The 18,214-nt window shown below is 63.1% G+C and carries 15 protein-coding genes; 6 read left to right on the top strand and 9 right to left on the bottom strand.

Annotated elements, in window-relative coordinates:
* The first annotated feature begins 84 nt into the window (after positions 1-84).
* On the top strand, positions 85-1,557 hold the full coding sequence (gene pdxR / locus AC0V2Y_RS03470) for a MocR-like pyridoxine biosynthesis transcription factor PdxR (RefSeq protein ID WP_475413853.1): 1,473 nt from the start codon (positions 85-87) through the stop codon (positions 1,555-1,557).
* A gap of 15 nt (positions 1,558-1,572) precedes the next feature.
* On the opposite strand, the gene AC0V2Y_RS03465 is transcribed toward pdxR, so the two are convergent.
* The 8 genes from AC0V2Y_RS03465 to AC0V2Y_RS03430 form a co-directional block, all read right to left on the bottom strand.
* The gene (locus tag AC0V2Y_RS03465) at positions 1,573-2,352 is read right to left on the bottom strand and encodes a spermine/spermidine synthase domain-containing protein (RefSeq protein WP_475413852.1); all 780 of its coding nucleotides are present in this window, start codon (positions 2,350-2,352) and stop codon (positions 1,573-1,575) included.
* Positions 2,353-2,410: 58 nt separating this feature from the next.
* Positions 2,411-2,935 (bottom strand): FxDxF family PEP-CTERM protein, encoded by a 525-nt coding sequence (locus tag AC0V2Y_RS03460; RefSeq protein ID WP_475413851.1) that lies wholly within the window; start codon positions 2,933-2,935, stop codon positions 2,411-2,413.
* 238 nt (positions 2,936-3,173) lie between these two features.
* Positions 3,174-4,490, bottom strand: coding sequence for a sensor histidine kinase (locus AC0V2Y_RS03455; RefSeq protein ID WP_475413850.1), 1,317 nt, complete (start codon positions 4,488-4,490; stop codon positions 3,174-3,176).
* A 14-nt stretch (positions 4,491-4,504) separates the two neighbouring features.
* On the bottom strand, positions 4,505-5,857 hold the full coding sequence (locus AC0V2Y_RS03450) for a sigma-54-dependent transcriptional regulator (protein ID WP_475413849.1): 1,353 nt from the start codon (positions 5,855-5,857) through the stop codon (positions 4,505-4,507).
* Between the two features lie 28 nt (positions 5,858-5,885).
* Positions 5,886-7,124: an ABC transporter permease gene (locus AC0V2Y_RS03445; protein ID WP_475413848.1), complete on the bottom strand. Its 1,239-nt coding sequence runs from the start codon at positions 7,122-7,124 to the stop codon at positions 5,886-5,888.
* 28 nt (positions 7,125-7,152) lie between these two features.
* A complete protein-coding gene (locus tag AC0V2Y_RS03440; RefSeq protein ID WP_475413847.1) occupies positions 7,153-8,475 on the bottom strand; it encodes an ABC transporter permease in 1,323 nt (440 codons plus the stop codon).
* Positions 8,476-8,484: 9 nt separating this feature from the next.
* Complete coding sequence (locus AC0V2Y_RS03435) at positions 8,485-9,201, bottom strand: ABC transporter ATP-binding protein (protein WP_475413846.1); 717 nt, start codon at positions 9,199-9,201, stop codon at positions 8,485-8,487.
* A gap of 35 nt (positions 9,202-9,236) precedes the next feature.
* A complete protein-coding gene (locus AC0V2Y_RS03430; protein ID WP_475413845.1) occupies positions 9,237-10,469 on the bottom strand; it encodes an efflux RND transporter periplasmic adaptor subunit in 1,233 nt (410 codons plus the stop codon).
* Positions 10,470-10,699: 230 nt separating this feature from the next.
* Here AC0V2Y_RS03430 and AC0V2Y_RS03425 point away from each other — a divergent pair, with 230 nt between their 5' ends.
* On the top strand, positions 10,700-12,316 hold the full coding sequence (locus AC0V2Y_RS03425) for a MutS-related protein (RefSeq protein ID WP_475413844.1): 1,617 nt from the start codon (positions 10,700-10,702) through the stop codon (positions 12,314-12,316).
* 17 nt (positions 12,317-12,333) lie between these two features.
* Here AC0V2Y_RS03425 and AC0V2Y_RS03420 read toward each other — a convergent pair whose 3' ends face one another.
* Positions 12,334-14,259 (bottom strand): phosphoethanolamine transferase, encoded by a 1,926-nt coding sequence (locus AC0V2Y_RS03420; RefSeq protein ID WP_475413843.1) that lies wholly within the window; start codon positions 14,257-14,259, stop codon positions 12,334-12,336.
* Positions 14,260-14,684: 425 nt separating this feature from the next.
* Between AC0V2Y_RS03420 and rpsL the strand changes: the two genes are divergently transcribed.
* From rpsL to AC0V2Y_RS03400, 4 genes are all read left to right on the top strand, one after another.
* Positions 14,685-15,068 (top strand): 30S ribosomal protein S12, encoded by a 384-nt coding sequence (gene rpsL, locus AC0V2Y_RS03415; protein WP_010394376.1) that lies wholly within the window; start codon positions 14,685-14,687, stop codon positions 15,066-15,068.
* A 152-nt stretch (positions 15,069-15,220) separates the two neighbouring features.
* The gene (gene rpsG / locus AC0V2Y_RS03410; protein ID WP_010394377.1) at positions 15,221-15,691 is read left to right on the top strand and encodes a 30S ribosomal protein S7; all 471 of its coding nucleotides are present in this window, start codon (positions 15,221-15,223) and stop codon (positions 15,689-15,691) included.
* A 108-nt stretch (positions 15,692-15,799) separates the two neighbouring features.
* A complete protein-coding gene (fusA, locus tag AC0V2Y_RS03405) occupies positions 15,800-17,905 on the top strand; it encodes an elongation factor G (protein WP_152282043.1) in 2,106 nt (701 codons plus the stop codon).
* A gap of 72 nt (positions 17,906-17,977) precedes the next feature.
* A partial coding sequence (locus AC0V2Y_RS03400; protein ID WP_475413842.1) for a GTP-binding protein occupies positions 17,978-18,214 on the top strand: 237 nt, incomplete at its 3' end.

Here is an 18,214-nt window from a genome sequence, read left to right as displayed (position 1 = left end):
GCAGGCCGCACTATAATCGGCATCTGGCCCTGAAAAAAGATCCAGAGCCGATAAATAATATAGAGCCACGATGGAAGGGGATGCATGGATTTCGCCTTGCTGCTGGGCGCGTTCGAGCGCACGCACCGCGAGCGGGGCTGGCCGCGCCAGCGCCTGCTGCATGAATGCCTGCGTGCGGCAATCCGCGGCGGCCAGCTGGCGCCCGGTACGCGCCTGGCCGCCACGCGCGTGCTGGCGGCCGAACTGGGCGTGGCGCGCAATACCGTGCTGTACGCCTACGAGCAGTTGGCCAGCGAAGGGTTTGTCTTGCCGGACCGGCGCGGCACCGTCGTCGCCGGCGGCGCCGGCGTGCCGGTGGCATCGCCAGCGAGCGCTGGCCAGGATGGCTTGTCGCGCCGCGCCCGGCATTTGCGCGGTGTGTCAGGACAGGATGCCAGCGCGGCGCTGGTGTTTCCCGCCGACGCCATGGGCGCGTTCGCGCCTGGCGTGCCGGCGCTCGACGAATTTCCGCTGGCGCAGTGGCGGCGCATGCTGGACCGCGCGTGGCGCGCGCTGACGCCGCGCCAGCTCAATTATGGCGACCCTGCCGGTGAGCCGCAGCTGCGCATGGCCATCGCCGACCATTTGCGCGCCGCGCGCGGCGTCGTCTGCGATGCGCGCCAGGTGTTCATCACGGACGGCACGCAGAGCAGCCTCGATGTCTGCCTGCGCGCCTTTGCCGACCAGGGCGATACCTTGTGGATCGAGCATCCCGGCTATGGCGGCGCGCTGGCGGCGGGCCGTGGCGCCGGCTTGCAGGTGACCGGTATCGCCGTCGACATGGATGGCATCGCGCCGACGGACGAGGACTGGCGCGATACGCCGCCGCGCCTGATCTACACGACGCCGTCGCACCAGTATCCGACGGGCAGCGTGCTCAGTCCCGCGCGCCGCATGGCGCTGCTCGAAACCGCGCGGGCGGCGGGCGCGCTGATCATCGAGGATGATTACGACAGCGAGTTTCGCCATGGCGGGCCGCCCCTGGCGGCCATGCAGGGACTGGTGGCCGACGCGCCCGTCGTGTACCTGGGCACTTTCAGCAAGACCATGTTTCCCGCCTTGCGCATCGCCTTTATCGTCGTGCCGGCCGCGCTGGCCGGGGCCTTCGCGCAGATGCAGGCGCAGGGCGCCGCGCGCGGCCGCGTGGCTGAACAGCTGGCGCTGGCCGAGTTCCTGCGCAGCGGCCTGTTTGCGCGCCATGTGCGCCGCATGCGCAGGCTGTACCGCCAGCGCCGTGACGCCTTGAGCGAGGCCTTGCAGCGCCATGCGTGCGCGGGCGCGGCCATCCATGGCGGCACGGCCGGCATGCACCTGGCGCTGCGTTTTCACGACACGGAATGGGATGACCTGGCGCTGAGCCGCCGCGCCGCGCGGGACGGCATCGTGGCGCTGGCGCTGTCCGCGCACGGCACGGGAGACGGGGCGGGCTGGAACGGTTTCCTGCTCGGTTATGCGCAGGTGCCGGCCGAGAACATGGATGGCCTGGCGCGCCGCCTGGGCGCGCTGCTGCCGGCGTGATGCCGTGCTACTGCCTTACTGCTGATCCTGCATCCACTGCTTCAAGCCGTTGACCCAGTTCTTGGCGGGCAGGTTGAACTGTTTCTTAATGGTGGCGGCGCGTTCGTACAAGTCGCTGAAGTCGAGCGACGGCGATTTCTTGAAGGCCAGCACGACGATGTTTTCATCTTCCATTTCCGGCACCCAGACGACGGCGTCGAAGACCAGTTCCATCGCCTGCAAATTCTTGTCGTAGTTGGGGAAGTCGCCGAAGACATTCGTGCACATGATGCCGTCGTCCGTCAGGCAGTCGTAACAGGCCTGGTAGAACTCGGGCGTGTCGAGCACGGGGCCGCGCGCGTCTTCGTCGTACAGGTCCACTTGCAGCGCGTCGACCGTGCCGTGGTTGGCCGGGTCGAGCACGAAGTCGAGCGCATTCATTTCGCGCACGTCGAGGCGATCATCATTGGGCGGCAGCGCGAACTGGGCGCCGCAGATGGCGATCACGTTCGGATTGAGTTCGATGGCTGTGACCGTGGCGTCGGGAAAGCGGCGGTAGCTGAACTTGGTCAGTGCGGCGCTGCCCAGGCCCAGCTGCACGATGCGTTTGGGCTGCGTCTTGAACAGCATCCACATCATCATCATCTGCACGTATTCGAGCTCGATGGCGTCGGGTTTGTCCAGGCGCATGGCGCCCTGCACCCACTTGGTGCCCAGGTGCAGGTAGCGGATGCCGCGGTGTTCGGTGGTGGTGGCGGGCGGGTGGCCCGGGTGGCTGAAAGCGGTGTTGCTGGTGGAGATAAAGTCGGTCGTCATGGCGCCAGTGTAGCAGCCACATGAAAAAAGACGCCGCGGCGTCTTTGGGGAGGAGCGTTCAAGATTGCTTGCGGCGTCGCGCCAGGAAGCCGAGTATGCCCAGGCCGGCCAGCAGCATGCCATAGGTTTCCGGTTCGGGAACGGGCGCCAGGTTCAGGTTGAAGACACCGCCATAGCTGCCCCCCTTGGTGTTGCCCATCACGGTCAGAACCAGCGGGCCGTTGAACAGGACGCTCGTGGGCGCCAGGATTTCGCCCTGGGCATAGCCAAAGACGGTGGGGCCGCCAAAGCCGCTTAGCGAAATGCCGTTCAGGTTGGCGCTGCTGAAGCTGATGGAGGAACTGTCCGAGCCCGTGACGGACAGGTTGGCCAGGAAGGCTTGCGCGGTGGAACCGAAGGTCGCGTTGGGTGTGAACGTGAAGGTATCGGTGAAGTCGCCGAGCGGACTGGGCACGGCGTTGAAGCCGCTGGTCCACAGATTGCCCGTGGTATTGACGAGGTTGACGGTGTAGGCGGCGGCACTGGCGCTGCCGATGGAGGCGGCACTGAGTACCGCCGCTGCGATGAGTGATTTTAATTTCATGTTGATCCCCGCGAAAAAACGATTGATGTTTCAAAAAAACCGTACCGCAGTGATAAATTATCGCCAAGATAATTCGTTGTCAATGAGCTATTTTTATATCATTATGCAAACTTAAATAGCTTATTTCTAACACACGGGCATAGGATGCGAGGAGTTGCGATAATTAAAACTATTATTGTCAATATTTTACTTAAAAATAGTCTGGGATTTTGTGATGTAAAGATAGTTTCACGAGGAACTAATTTCTATCCAGTAAGGGAAGAATCAAGGTCACCGCCAGGCCGCCGTCCTCGCGGTTGGCCAGGGTGATGCGCCCGCCATGGGCTTCGGCGATTTCGCGCGCCAGGGCCAGGCCCAGCCCCGTGCCGCTGCGCTTGGTGGAGTAAAACGGCACCAGCGCGTTTTCCAGCACGGCGCCGCTCATGCCCGGGCCGCGGTCGCGCACTTCGATGCGCAGCTGGCCATGCGCCTGGCTGACGTGCAGGCCGATATGCTGGAGCTTGGAGCCGGACTCCAACGCATTCTTGAGCAGGTTGAGCAGCGCCTGCTGCATTTGCGCCGCATCGAACACGGCCGCCTGCGCGGGCGGCGGGCCGTCGAGCGTGAAGGCCGCTTGCGATGCCAGGCCGTCGAGGAAGGGCTGCCATTCGCACGGCGCTAGGCGCGGCGCGGGCAGCTTGGCAAAGCGCGCATAGCCGAGGATGAAGGTTTCCAGGTGGCGCGTGCGTTCCTCGATGGTGGCGAGGATTTGCGGCAGGCGCGCCGTCTGACCGCGGCGTACCAGCTCGGCGCCGGAATGGGCCAGCGAGGCCAGCGGCGCCAGCGAGTTGTTGAGCTCATGGCTGATGACGCGGATGACCTTTTTCCAGGTCTGCACTTCCTGGCGCCGCAGCTCCAGCGTCAGCTGGCGCAGCAGCAGCAGCTCGTGCTTGCGCCCGTTCAGACTGAAGCTGCGCCGCGCCAGGTGATACACCTCTTCCTGTTCCCCTTCGCCGCTGGTAAACAGGCCGTCGTTGCGGCGCGCCAGCGCCTCGGCCAGGGCCGGCGCCGCCTGCCGCACGATGTCGGTCAAGTGCTGCCCCTCGAGCCGGCGGCCGTGGTGCAGCAGCTGGCGCGCGGCCAGGTTGGCGTAGACGATGGCGCTGCCCTCGGCCACCAGCAGCATGGCCACCGGCGTGTTTTGCACCATGGTGTCGAGCAGCAGTTCGCGCTGCACCAGGTCCAGGCGCTGCTTGCGCAGCACGTCACCCAGCGCATTGTGGGCCGCCACCAGGTCGGCCAGTTCGTCGTTCTGCGGCCAGCGCAGGCTGAAGCCGAAGTCGCCGTCCTGGTAGCTGGCCACCGTGCCGCTCAAGGCGCGAAACAGCGACAGCATCGCCTGCAGCTGCGCGCGGATGGTAATGACGGCCACGGGCAGCACGCACAGCAGGGTACCGGCCAGTACCAGCAGCGGCTGGCCTGGCAAGAAGTGCGCGAGCAGCAGGGCGATGACGATGCCCAGCACCAGCAAGGTGACGATCAGCGCCGTCCAGCGCGTGAGCAGCGAGAGGCGCATGGGGCGGTCTGCCATCAGCCGCGCGCGATGCCCAGGCGCTCCATGCGCCGGTACAGGGCCTGGCGCGACAGCCCCAGTTCCTGCGCGGCCTGCGCCACCACGCCATGCGCGCGCGCGAGCGCCGCGGCGACGCTGTCGCGGTCCGGTTCCGTCGCGCCGACATCCTGCGGCGTGCGCGGCGATGTGGCACCGGCCAGCGGCAAGCCGAGTTCCTGCGCGCCGATCATCGGGCCGGTCGCCAGCAGGCTGGCGCGCTGCATGACGTTTTTCAGTTCGCGCACATTGCCTGGCCAGGCGTGTGCCAGCAGGGTGGCCTGCGCCTGCGCGTCCAGCGTTTTTTCGCCGCCCAGGAAGTGGCGCGCCAGCACCAGGATGTCGGCCGGGCGCTGGGCCAGCGGCGGCAGGCGCAGTTCGATCACGTTCAGGCGGTAGAACAGGTCTTCGCGAAACGTGCCGGCCTTGATCATCGCGGGCAGGTCGGCGTTGCTGGCGCTGATGACGCGCACTTTCACTTGCCGCTCGCGGTTCGAGCCGAGGCGTTCGAAGCGTCCCGTTTCCAGCACGCGCAGCAGTTTCATTTGTCCGGCCAGCGGCAGGTTGCCGATCTCGTCGAGGAACAAGGTACCGCCGTCGGCCGCGTCGAACTTGCCGTCGCGCGCGCGCGTGATGCCGGTATAGGCGCCCGCCTCGGCGCCGAACAGTTCCGCCTCGATCAGCTCCACGGGAACGGCGCCGCAATTGAGCACGACGAAGGGGCCGCCGGCGACCTGGGAATTGGCTTGCACGATAGCGGCGATGCGTTCCTTGCCGCTGCCGTTCGGCCCCGAAATGAGCACGGGAACGTCGGCGCGCGCCACCTGGCACGCCAGGTGCACGACTCTTTCGGTGGCCGGGTCTTGCCACACCATGCCGCGCAAGTCGAAGTCGTGTTCCAGGGCGTGGCGCTGGCGCTGCTCGGCCACCACGCGCTGGCGCAGCGCGCGGTTGGCCTGTCCCAGTTCCAGCAGGTTCCGCACGCTGGCGATCAGGCGCCGGTCATCCCAGGGCTTGGCCAGGTAGTCGGCCGCGCCGGACTTGATCAGTTCGACGGCCGCGTCGAGCTGGGTCCATGCCGTCAGCAGGATCACGGGCAGGTCGGGGTAGCGCGCGCGGATGGCGTGGAACAGCGCGCCGCCTTCCTCGCCCGACGTGGTGTCGGCCGTGAAGTTCATGTCCTGCACCACCAGGTCGATGGCGTGGCGCTCGAGCAGGTGCAAGCCTTCCTCGGGCGAGGCGGCGCGCACGGCGTCGATCTCGTGCAGGGAAAACAGCACGTCGAGCGCGATGGCCACGGCGGCGTTGTCGTCAATAATCAGTACGGTAGGCATGCGCGCAGCATATCACTCAGGTGCCGGCTCAGGTACTGCGGGTGGCGGTGGCCGGCGAAATGCTGGCCGCGCGCCATGCCGGGCCGTACACGGCGCCCAAGCCCAGCAGCCAGAACACCAGCGCGCCAACCAGCAGATATGGCAAGGGCAGGCGCGCCATTTCCAGCTGGCTGACCAGCAGCTGATTCAGCGCCAGGGCCAGCAGCACGCCGGCCGCCACGCCGACGCTGGTGATCATGAAATTCTCGGTCAGGAAGTAGCGCAGGATGTCGATGCGGCGGGCGCCCAGTGCGCGCCGCACGCCGATCTGCTTCCTGCGCTGCGTCACCCACAGGCTGGCGATGCCGACGATGCCGCTGGCCGTCACCAGCAGCAGCAGGGCCGAGACGGCGATCAGCATCCAGGACAAACCCTGGTCGGCCCGATAGCGTGACGTGCGGTGCTTTTCCAGCGTATCGGTGCGTACCAGCAGGCGCTCGCTGCTGGCGCTGCGGATGGCTTGCTCGGCCTCCTTCATCAGGCGGTCGCGCTGTCCAGGCTCGGCCCGCACGGCATACAGCAGCGAGTCGCGCGAACCCGTCAGGCGCGCCGGCAGGATCAGCGAATGCTCGCCGTGCGCGCTGACCTGGCCGACCTGTGTCTGCAACCGCTCCACCACGCCGATCACGCGCATTTCGTCGTCATCGTCACCGGTGCCGTTGAGCAGGGTCTTGCCGACAAAGCTGCTTTCGCCAGGCCAGATCTTTTGCGCTGCGGCAAGCGTCACGATGACCACCTTGGGAAAGATCTCATCGACTTTTTCATCGATTTCCAGCACCTCGTCGGGATGGAAATCACGGCCTTCCACCAGCTTGAGTCCGTATGTCTTGACCAGCGAGTCAGGCGTGAAATACATCGACGTGGTGGCGCTGGCCGTGGGCTGTCCACGCTTGATGGAGACATTGGTGCTGCTGCCGGAACGCGACAGCACGGCCTGCGAGGTCTGCGCCACGGAAAGCACGCCGGGCAGGCCGCGCAGCAAGGCGGCCTGGCGTTTCTGGTCGGCCAGCTGGCGCTGGTGGCTGCCTTTGTCCATGCTTTGGATGTTGACATAAAAGATGTCGTTTTCAGCGGCCACGCCGGTGGGGCGGGCGGCGATCGCCTGGCGCAGGTTAACGATATGCAGGGCGTTGGCCAGGATGGCCAGACTGATGGCGACCTGCACGGCGACGAGTACGGCACCGGTTTTGCTGCGCATCAGCGCCGACAGGATGGGGCGGATTTCCATGTTGAACCTCATTGCGGTACGGTAAATGTCATTGGGATTTGAGCTGTATCGCCGGCGTCACCTGGCAAGCGCGCCAGGTGGGCAACAAACCCGCCAGCAGGGCGGCCAGCACGGAGACGGCAAATGTCAGCAGCAGCATCGGGATATCCATGTGTGCCACGGCGCCCAGTTCCTTCGATTGCGTACGCACGACCGCCAGCGCTGCATACGCCAGCAGCAGGCCCAGCACGCCGCCGGCCAGGCCGATGACGCCCGTCTCGATCAGGAACTGGCGAAAGATGTCGCGCCGCGTGGCGCCCAGCGCACGGCGGATCCCCACTTCACTGGCGCGTACGGAAAACTTCGCCAGCAGCAGGCCGATGGTATTGACCAGGCATAGCAGCAGGAAGCCGAAGGCCAGCCAGGCCGCCAGCTTGTTGTCGTTGTCGACCACGTTCAGGAACACCATCCATTCCTTGACGTTGTACAGTGCGTTGGGCGCGTGGCGCGGCATGCGGCCCAGCTTGCGCTGCTCGGCAGCATAGCTGTCGAGATATGCCTGCAGCTCGCCACGTTGGCCCGCGCTTTCCATCTCGAACCAGAACTGCAGCCAGGTGCAGTCCGACGCCAGGGTGCCCTGGAAGCCGGGGCCGCGTTCGACGCCGCTGCAGGCCATGCCGCCGTCATGCCGCGTTTCATGGCGGATGGCGCTGGCAAATGGAATGAAGAATTCATCTTCCGTGCCAAAGGCGCCCTTGCTGCCGATGATGCGGTGTATGCGCGGCACGGGATCCCAGTGATCGAGCACGCCGCTGACCAGATAGGGCTGTCCCAGTACCATCACGCGCCGGCCCACGGGATTGACCGTACCCAGCAGTTTTTCCGCCAGCGACCGGCTCAGCACGATGACGTCGGCACCGCTGGCGTCATCGGCTTCGCTCCATGGCTGGCCATGCAGGAAAGGGACTTCGAATATGGCGAAGAAATCGCGCGTGGGCGCCAGGCCCTGGGCCTGGAAGGCGCCGATATCCGTGCGTGCCGGCTCGACCGGGCCGGCCACGCCGTACATAACGGTGCGGCGCACGCCCACCTTGCTGGCCATGAAATTTTTCGCGTCGGTATAGGCCAGCTGCGACTGGCCGAAGCTGGGCTTGGCGCCCGGCACATAACTTTTCAAGGGGACGACGTCGATCATCGGCACGAACAGACGGTTGCTCTTGTGCGGCAGCGGATCGCCCGACATGGCGTGCAGGATGGTGACGGTGGACACGCTGGCGGCCACGCCGACGGCCAGGGTCAGCACCATCAGCGCGGTCAGGGCGCGGTTGCGGCGCAGGCTGCGCAGGCCCAGCGTGAAATAGTAGCGGAACATGGTCTCTCCTTACGCGGTCGCGGCGTGCTGCGGACTGGCCGACAGCGAGGCGCCGTGCTGCACCAGGTCCGACACCTGGCCGTCGATGATGTGCACATTGCGCTGGCTGCGCAGCGCCAGTTCGGGATCGTGCGTGACCATCAGGATGGTGGTGCCTTGCGCGTTGATGTCTTCCAGCAGCTCCATCACGCCGCGCGCCATCTGCGTGTCCAGGTTGCCCGTCGGTTCATCGGCCAGCAGCAGCTTGGGCGAGCCGGCCAGCGCGCGCGCGATCGCCACGCGCTGCTGCTGGCCGCCCGACAATTCGGCCGGATAATGCTTCATGCGCGACGCCAGGCCCACCTTGGCCAGCGCGTCCTCGATGCGCTCCTTGCGCTCGGCGCGGTTGAAGCCACGGTAGCGCAGCGGCACGTCGACATTGTCGAACAGCGACAGGTCGGGGATCAGATTAAAACCCTGGAAGATGAAGCCCAGCTTTTCATTGCGCAGGCGCGAGCGGGCATTGTCGTCCATGCCCCTGACGTTGACGCCATCGAGGACGTATTCGCCGTCGGTGAATTCTTCCAGCAGGCCGGCGATGTTCAGAAAGCTCGTCTTGCCCGAGCCGGACGGCCCCGTGACGGTGACGAATTCACCTTGTTGCACATGGATGTCGAAGCCGCGCAGCGCGTGGGTTTCGATCATGTGGGTGCGGTAGACTTTGCTCAGGTTGTGCATGCGCAGCATGGCGGGGCCTCTTGTGGGAGTGAGATGAGTGAGATTCAGTTAAGCGAGACGCGTGCCGCGTTCTCGAAGTTTTCCGTGCCGGCGACGACCACCTTGTCGCCCAGCTTCAAGCCGTCGAGGATTTCCACGGCCGCCACGCTGGTCGCGCCCAGCTTGATCGGCGTGCGGATCGCCACGCCATCGCGCACGACGTAGGCGAAACGGCCGCCCTCGGCTTCGACGAAGGAGCCGCGCGCCAGCATCAGCACGTCCGGTTTTTCATCGATCAGCAGGCGCGCCGCCACGCGCTGGTTCTGGCGCAGGCCGGCCGGCTGCGCGCCGTCGAAGCGCACGCGCGCCAGCACCTGGTTCTTCACCACTTCGGGCGACAGCGCCGACAGCCTGCCGGTCGCCCGGATGGCGCCCGTTTCGATCTCGGCGCGCATGCCCAGGCCCATGTCGGCCACATACGTTTCCGGCACCTCGAGCTCGACTTCCAGCTGCGACAGGTCGACCAGGGTCATCAGGGCCGTATTGGCTTGCACCACGCTGCGGTTGGCCACCGACAGGGTGCCGATAAAGCCGTTGACGGGGGCGCGCACGGTCAGCTCGTCGACCCTGCGCTGGGCGTTGTCGCGGACGAGGCGCTGGCGTTCCAGTTCATTGCTTTTTGTTTTCAGTGCCAGGGTCACGTCTTCGCTTTCCAGGCCCGCCGCCTGCGACGCGTGCTTGCTGCGGATATCGGCCGAATTCAGGGCATCCCTGGCTTTCTGGTAGTCGATCTTGGCGATGATGCCCACCTGTGCCACGCTTTCGTAGCGCTCCAGGGTGCGCTGCGCGGACAGGCGCTCGATCTCCGCCGTATCCGCTTCGCGCCGCGCCAGCAGTTTCTGCTTCTTGGCCAGGATCTGCTGGCGCGCCACTTCCGCCTCCAGCTGCTGCACGCTCGACTGTTCGCGCTTGAGGGCGTCGGACAGGTCCGGCGACTCCAGCACGGCCAGGATGTCGCCCTTTTTCACCGTGTCGCCCGCCTTCGCTTTCAGCGTGACGGTGGCCACCGTGGTCGAATACAGGGTGGGGCTGATCGAGGCGACCACGCGGCCCGTGACGGCCGCGTCGCGGATCAGGGTGCCGCGCGTGACGTCGGCGATGCGCAGGCGGCTGGCGTTGACGGAATGTTCGCTGTTGCGCCAGCCGGAGAACACGGCGACGGCGCCGCCGATGACGAGGACGGCGCCGGCCAGCAGCAGGGCGCGTTGCTTGTGGCGCTGGCCCGGTGGGGCGCTCACTACGGCATCTTGGGAAGAAGTATCGCGGATCATGGTGGACATTTCGTGGACAATGCCCTTCTGTATGCAGGTTCCGTGCCAGAACCAAGGTGTTGATTTGCAAGGGGAAAATGTAAAGTGTCCGGTTGTCCGGCGTGTCCGCGCCGTCCAGTGGGTGTCCGCGCACGTATGGATCTTGATAATCTGGCAATCGACCTGATCTGTGCCTGGCAGTGATGGCGCGCGGCGCCATGCTGGCACCTTTCTGGAGCATGATGCCTGCCTCGTCCCCCAAGCCGTCCCCGTTGGCCAGTTTAAAACGCTGGCTGCGCCAGTTCGCCAGCCTGCCCGAGCCGCCGGAATTCGATTATCCATTTGCCGCCAGCGACATCGCCATGCTGCAGCGGCTCCAGGGTGGTTCGCCCCAGCTCGATAGCCAGACGTGGGAGGAAATGCTGCTCGACGCCTACCATGCGCAACTGGCCACGCAGACCAGCATTCTTGGCCAGCAGCGATTGCATCAGCGACTGGCGGGCGGCACGGCGGACGCCGCCTCGCGGGCGCGCATCGCGGCCCTGCTGGCCGCGCCGGTACAGCAGGCGGTGATCGAGCAAGCCATGCAGCCGCTGCGGACGGCAGACATGGAGGTGGCGGCGCTGCTGTGCGGCGCAGCGCCGCCAGCACCACCGTGGTGGAGCCGCTGGCTGCTGCTGCCGACATTGGCGTTGTTGGCGTCGCTGCTGGCCGCGTGGCTGTTTGCGCCACTGGCCTGGGCCGTCGCGGTGCCCGTCTGGCTCTTGCTGATGGCCTTGCAGATGCGCTTTCACGACCGTTGCAAACCGTGGGAGCGCAGCGTCTTTACCCTGCAGCGGATACTGCTGGTGCATGGCCGCCTGGGCGCGCTCGATACTCCGTTCACGGCGGACCTGCGAGAAGGTGGACGGGCTGCCGGCGTGATCAACCGCCAGATCACGCCAGTGCGCTGGGTCAAGATGATTCCCCTGCTGAGCGAATATGACGACTGGCTCATGCTGGGCAATATCCGGCGCTACTTTCACAGCCTGCGCGTGGTGCGGCGCGAACGCGCCTTCCTGCGCCAGAGTTTCCTGCTGCTGGCGGACCTGGAAGCGGACCTGGCCCTGGCGCGCCACCTGCGCGGCCGCGCGCAGTTTTGTTGGGCGCAGGAAACCGATGCGCGGCAGTTGTCGCTCGATGCCGTGGTGCATCCGCTGCTGGAAGGCGCCATGCCGCTGTCGCTGCGGCTCAATGGCCGCGGCGCCTTCATTTCGGGGCAGAATGCGGTGGGTAAAAGTACGCTGTTGCGCGGCGTGGGCCTCAATCTGATCAGTGCGCGCGCCTTCGGCTTTTGCTACGCGCAGGCGGCCCAGGTGCCCATGCTGCCCCTGTATGCGAGCATGCAGAACGAGGATGCTCTCGATGGCGGCGAAAGTCTATATATCGCCGAATTGCGTCGCGCGCGCGAATTGCTGGCTCGGTCCGAGGAGGGAACGCCGGCGCTGTTCCTGATCGACGAGATTTTTCGCGGCACGAACCACCTCGAATCGGTGGCGGCGGCCGCCGCCGTGCTGCATTCCCTGGCAGCGCAGCACCTGGTGATCGTCTCGTCGCACAACCTGGTGCTGGGGCCGTTGCTGGAAGACTGCCTGGCGCCGTGGTGCGTGCGCCGCGACGATGCGGGCGCGCTGCTGCTGGCGCCCGGCGTGCTGCAGGCCACGAACGGCATCGCCCTGCTGGCGCAGCGCGGTTTTGACGCCGGTATCGCGGACAAGGCCGGGCGCGTCTTCGACTGGCTCAGCACGCACATGGCGCAACCGGCCGACTGTAGCGGCGTGCTCGAACGGGCCTGAGGGCGCCCTTACCGCCTTTACTTGTCCTGCTTCTCCGGCGTGCTCTTGTCGATCACTTCGCGGCAATCGCCACGGATGATGGCGTTGTCGTAGTTGGTCCAGCCGTAGCTGTCGACGTAGCGCTTGTGCTGCTTGAAGCGGGGGCTGGCGATGCTCCATTCGGGCTGTTCGCCGGCGAAGCGGATGTCGCCCAGGTCGAGCAGGGTGTGGAACATGTTTTCCGTCGACAGGCGCGATTTCTGATGGCGCCGCAGCTGCGTCACCTTGTCCGGATAGTGCTGCTGGAATTGCGGCGAGTACCAGACGAAGGCGGGCACGTGGAATTCGAACTGCGTGTTATGCCCGTGGAAGGCCAGGCGGCAGGTGCCGTCGTACAGGGTCTGGCCGTGATCGGCCACATAGACGAGCGAGCTGCGCAGGGCGGTGCGCTGGCCATCGTCCTTCAGCATGCCGATCACGTTCGACAGGAACCAGTCCGTGTACAGGATGGAGCTGTCGTAGCTGTTGTTCAGCTGCGGCTTGATGGCCGTGTCCGTGTAGACGGGCTTGTCGACGCCGAACAGCGACGGCTGCCACTTGTCGAACGATTTCGGATAGCGCTGGCTGTAGTTCCAGTGGCTGCCCAGGGTGTGCAGCACGATGAGTTTTTTCGGCGCCGGGTCGGCCAGCGCGTTCCTGAACGGGTCGAACAGGATCTGGTCGAAGTTCGAACTGTTGGTAAAGCCGCCCAGGTTCAAAAATTGCACCACGTCCGCTTCCTTGGCAAACACGGAGACGGGCGTGTCGAACTGGCCGAACGAGATCTGATTCGACAGCCAGTAGGTCTTGAAGCCCGCTTCCTTGTAGGCGGTGAGGAAGGATTTTTCCGAGAAGCCATCCTTGAGGCTTTGCGTGGCCGGTTTGCGCGAGATGATGACGGGCACGGACAGGCGCGTGGCGGAAACGGCCGTGATGACGTCAGCCAGCGGCACCAGGTTGGCTTCCTGCTTCAGCAGGGGATTGGTGTCGCGTTCGTAGCCGTTCAGGCTCCAGCGGTCGTAGCGCGACGATTCGCCGATCACCATGACCACCACTTCCGGATGGGGATCGGGCTGCTGCTGGTGCGCGCCGAAACGGAAGGTGCTGCTTTTCTGTCCCAGCTCGGCCAGGTATTTGCGTTCCTTGTAGAAGTCGAAACCGCGCACGGCCAGGCCGAAGGGCCAGGAATTGCTGACGGTGTCGAAGGCGTAGGGCAGGCGCGCCCAGTGGGGCAGGCTGGGCCAGCCCAGGCCCGTCTCGTCGGCGCCGGCGATGCTGGCGTTCTCCGGCTTGCTGCTTTCTTCGTCTTCCTCTGCCGTGTCGTCGTCGGCCGAACTGGCGTCGCCGAAGCCGGAGGCGCCCGCCTTGCCGCTGGCCGCCGGCCCGCTGGCCTTGGCGGGCGCGGGGGCGCTGTGCACGGCCTTGGCCTCGAAGCCGAATTCGTAGCCATACCACCAGAAGCCGCCCAGCAGGATCAGCAGCACGAAGGCGGCCGGGCGCGTCTTGTCGCGCCAGTCCAGGTCGCGCGTGCGCGTGGCCGCATACCAACTCAGGGCGCACCAGGCGATCACGCCCAGCATGACGGCGCCCATCAGCCATACTTTTTGCCCGAGGAATTCCATCGCTTCCTTGGGACTGGTTTCGAAGATGATGCCCAGGTGGTGCGTGGAAATGCCCTGGCCATAGAAGATGAACAGGTAGATTTCCGTCGGCAGGGCCAGGAAGGCGGGCACCAGCAGCCAGTGGAAGTAGGCGGGGCGCTGGAACACGCTCCAGACGGCCAGCCAGGCCAGCAGCTCGAAGGTGAGCATCTGCCAGGGATGCTCGAGCGCGCGCCCCAGCAGCGCGGGGATGAAGGGCACGGCCGTCAGCAAGGCATACGTCAGGAGCAGGAACAGATTGGCGGGGCGAAGCAAGGAGCGCATAAAGGGAGGCAGCGAAAAATGTCCGCTATTATCAATCCTTTTGTTGTCTTGCGGTCATACAAGAATGCGGCCGTGCGCTCCTTGGCCGCAGGGAAAGAATGCCAAATCATCAATCGCCGGGAGGTGCCAGCGCCCGCGCGTCGCGGCCAAAGATTAGTCAAAATGCCACAAATGCCCGCGATTTTTGCCTTTTTTTATAGCAAAAAGCGGTAAACCGATTGACCCCCTGTAACACAAGGTCTAAACTAGCGAGTTCTCGATTTTATTCTGCTCATCGTTTACGCATTACTTGGCATTTCATGGCCGCTCCTTATCGAGTGGCTGCGGGCGCCTCCGGTGCGCAGTAGATGAAAGCGGGACGAGGTTTTAGTCGCCGGGCATCTTGCCCGGGTTATTAATCGTAGTTTTTTGTTGGATTTATAACGATGCCAACCATCAATCAATTGATTCGCAATCCACGCGTCGCTTTGACCGTGAAGAGCAAATCGCCGGCGCTGGAAAACAGCCCGCAAAAACGTGGCGTCTGCACACGTGTTTACACCACGACTCCAAAGAAGCCTAACTCGGCTCTGCGTAAAGTCGCTAAAGTTCGCCTGACCAATGGTTTCGAAGTCATTTCGTACATTGGCGGTGAAGGCCATAACCTGCAAGAGCATAGTGTTGTGCTGTTGCGCGGCGGCCGCGTCAAGGATTTGCCGGGTGTGCGTTACCACATGGTTCGCGGTGCTCTGGATACCCAAGGCGTCAAAGACCGTAAGCAATCGCGTTCGAAGTACGGTACCAAGCGCGCTAAAGCAGGCAAGAAGTAATAAGTTGTACGCAGCAAACCCAAGTTTCGCTCAGTGGCAACTAGCTAAGTGAATGTAGTCGACCGCATCTGGTCGAGTAAGTGGAAGACTATGATGGTCGTCCGCGAGTGTGCGAAGAACGCGCGCTCAACTGAAGATTGAAAGGAATTGATATGCCACGTCGTCGTGAAGTACCCAAGCGCGAAATTTTGCCAGATCCAAAATTCGGCAACACTGATGTCGCTAAATTTGTAAACGTGCTGATGCTGTCCGGTAAGAAATCGGTTGCAGAAAACATCATCTACGGTGCTTTCGAGCACATCGCAGCAAAATCGGGCAAAGATCCGCTCGAAGTTTTTGCTACCGCAATCAACAACGCCAAGCCGCTGGTTGAGGTGAAATCCCGTCGCGTCGGTGGTGCAAACTACCAGGTGCCGGTCGAAGTTCGCCCAGTCCGTCGTATGGCCCTGTCCATGCGTTGGTTGCGTGAAGCTGCTAACAAGCGCAGCGAAAAATCGATGCCACAACGCCTCGGCGGTGAGCTGATGGAAGCGGCTGAAAGCCGCGGCGGCGCGATGAAAAAACGCGACGAAGTCCATCGTATGGCTGAAGCGAACAAAGCGTTCTCGCATTTCCGCTTCTAATATAAAGCCAGCTACCGCAAGGCGGCTGTCAAGCATCTGTTGTTCGAGGCCGGGCTCATTTTTGCAAAAAAATGCTGCTCGGTTTTGTCCATTCATTTAGGATTAATTATGGCCCGCAAGACCCCCATTGAGCGCTACCGCAATATCGGTATTTCCGCTCACATCGATGCAGGTAAGACGACCACGACCGAGCGCGTCCTGTTCTACACAGGCGTGAACCACAAGCTGGGCGAAGTCCATGATGGCGCTGCCACCACCGACTGGATGGCACAAGAGCAAGAGCGCGGTATCACGATTACCTCGGCTGCTGTTACGTGCTTCTGGAAAGGCATGGCAAACAACTTCCCAGCGCACCACATCAACATCATCGACACCCCAGGCCACGTTGACTTCACCATTGAAGTGGAACGTTCGATGCGCGTGTTGGATGGCGCCTGCATGGTTTACTGTGCAGTCGGCGGCGTGCAGCCACAATCGGAAACGGTATGGCGTCAGGCTAACAAGTACAAAGTGCCACGTCTGGCCTTCGTGAACAAGATGGACCGTACCGGCGCCAACTTCTTCAAGGTCTACGATCAGATGCGTTCGCGTCTGAAAGCGAACCCAGTACCTATTCAGATGCCTATCGGCGCTGAAGACGTCTTCACCGGTGTTATCGATCTGGTCAAGATGAAAGCGGTTATCTGGGACGACGCTTCGCAAGGCATGAAGTTTGAATACGGCGACATTCCTGCACACCTGGCCGCTGATGCTGCCAAGTGGCGCGAGAACATGGTTGAAGCCGCTGCTGAAGCGTCCGAAGAACTGATGAACAAGTACCTGGAAGAAGGCGACCTGTCGGAAGCCGAGATCAAGGCTGCTCTGCGTCAGCGTACCATCGCCAGCGAAATCGTTCCAATGTTGTGCGGTACCGCCTTTAAAAACAAGGGCGTACAAGCCATGTTGGACGCGGTCATCGAATACCTGCCGTCGCCAATCGACATTCCGCCTGTCCCAGGTCTGGATGACGACGAGCAGCCAGTTGAGCGCGCAGCTGACGACAATGAGAAATTCTCGGCATTGGCGTTCAAGATCGCAACCGATCCGTTCGTTGGTCAGTTGTGCTTCATCCGTTGCTACTCGGGTACCCTGAATTCGGGCGACTCGGTGTTGAACTCCGTGAAGCAGAAGAAAGAGCGTATCGGCCGTATCGTGCAGATGCAAGCGAACGAACGCGAAGAAATCAAGGAAATGCGCGCTGGCGACATCGCCGCCGTTGTGGGTCTGAAAGACACCACCACGGGCGATACGCTTTGCGACGAAAAAGCCAGCGTAGTTCTGGAGCGCATGGTCTTCCCTGAGCCGGTGATTTCGCAGGCAGTCGAGCCAAAAACCAAGGCCGACCAGGAAAAAATGGGCCTGGCGCTGAACCGCCTGGCTGCAGAAGATCCATCGTTCCGCGTGCGTACCGATGAAGAATCGGGCCAGACCATCATCGCCGGTATGGGTGAGTTGCATCTGGACATCATCGTTGACCGCATGAAGCGCGAATTCAACGTTGAAGCGACCGTCGGCAAGCCACAAGTGGCTTACCGCGAAACGATCCGTAAAGTGTGCGAAGAGTCGGAAGGCAAATTCGTCAAGCAATCGGGTGGTCGTGGTCAATACGGTCACGTGGTTCTGAAGATCGAACCGCAAGAACCGGGCAAGGGCTTCGAATTCGTTGACGCGATCAAGGGCGGTACCGTTCCTCGTGAATACATCCCTGCAGTTGAAAAAGGTGTGCGCGACACGCTGACTTCGGGCGTGATGGCTGGTTACCCAGTCGTTGACGTAAAAGTCACGCTGTTCTTCGGTTCGTACCATGATGTTGACTCGAACGAAAATGCATTCCGCATGGCCGCTTCGATGGCATTCAAAGATGGCTGCCGCAAAGCATCGCCAGTCATCCTGGAGCCGATGATGGCCGTGGAAGTGGAAACGCCGGAAGACTACGCCGGTACCGTGATGGGCGATCTGTCGTCGCGTCGCGGCATGGTGCAAGGTATGGATGAAATTGCTGGCGGTGGCGGCAAGATCATCAAGGCCGAAGTACCTCTGTCGGAAATGTTCGGTTACGCCACATCGTTGCGTTCGTCGACCCAAGGTCGTGCGACTTACACGATGGAATTCAAGCACTATGCTGAAGCACCTAAGCATGTGACTGAAGCAATCGTAAGCTCGAAAGCTAAGTAATAGAAGTTCCGGGCCGGCTTTCACGAGAATGCCGGTCCCTACATTTAAATCATTGTTCTAAGGAAGAATAAAATGGCAAAAGGTAAATTCGAACGGACCAAGCCGCACGTCAACGTCGGCACCATCGGCCACGTCGACCACGGTAAAACCACGCTGACCGCTGCAATCGCAACGGTTCTGTCGAAGAAATTCGGCGGCGAAGCCAAAGCATACGACCAGATCGATGCGGCTCCAGAAGAAAAAGCGCGCGGTATCACGATCAACACCGCCCACGTCGAGTACGAAACGGAAACGCGTCACTACGCGCAC

The sequence above is a fragment of the Janthinobacterium sp. BHSEK genome, assembly GCF_056174685.1.
The sequence above is the reverse complement of the archived record's forward strand: the minus strand, read 5'-3'. Positions and strand labels throughout refer to the sequence as shown.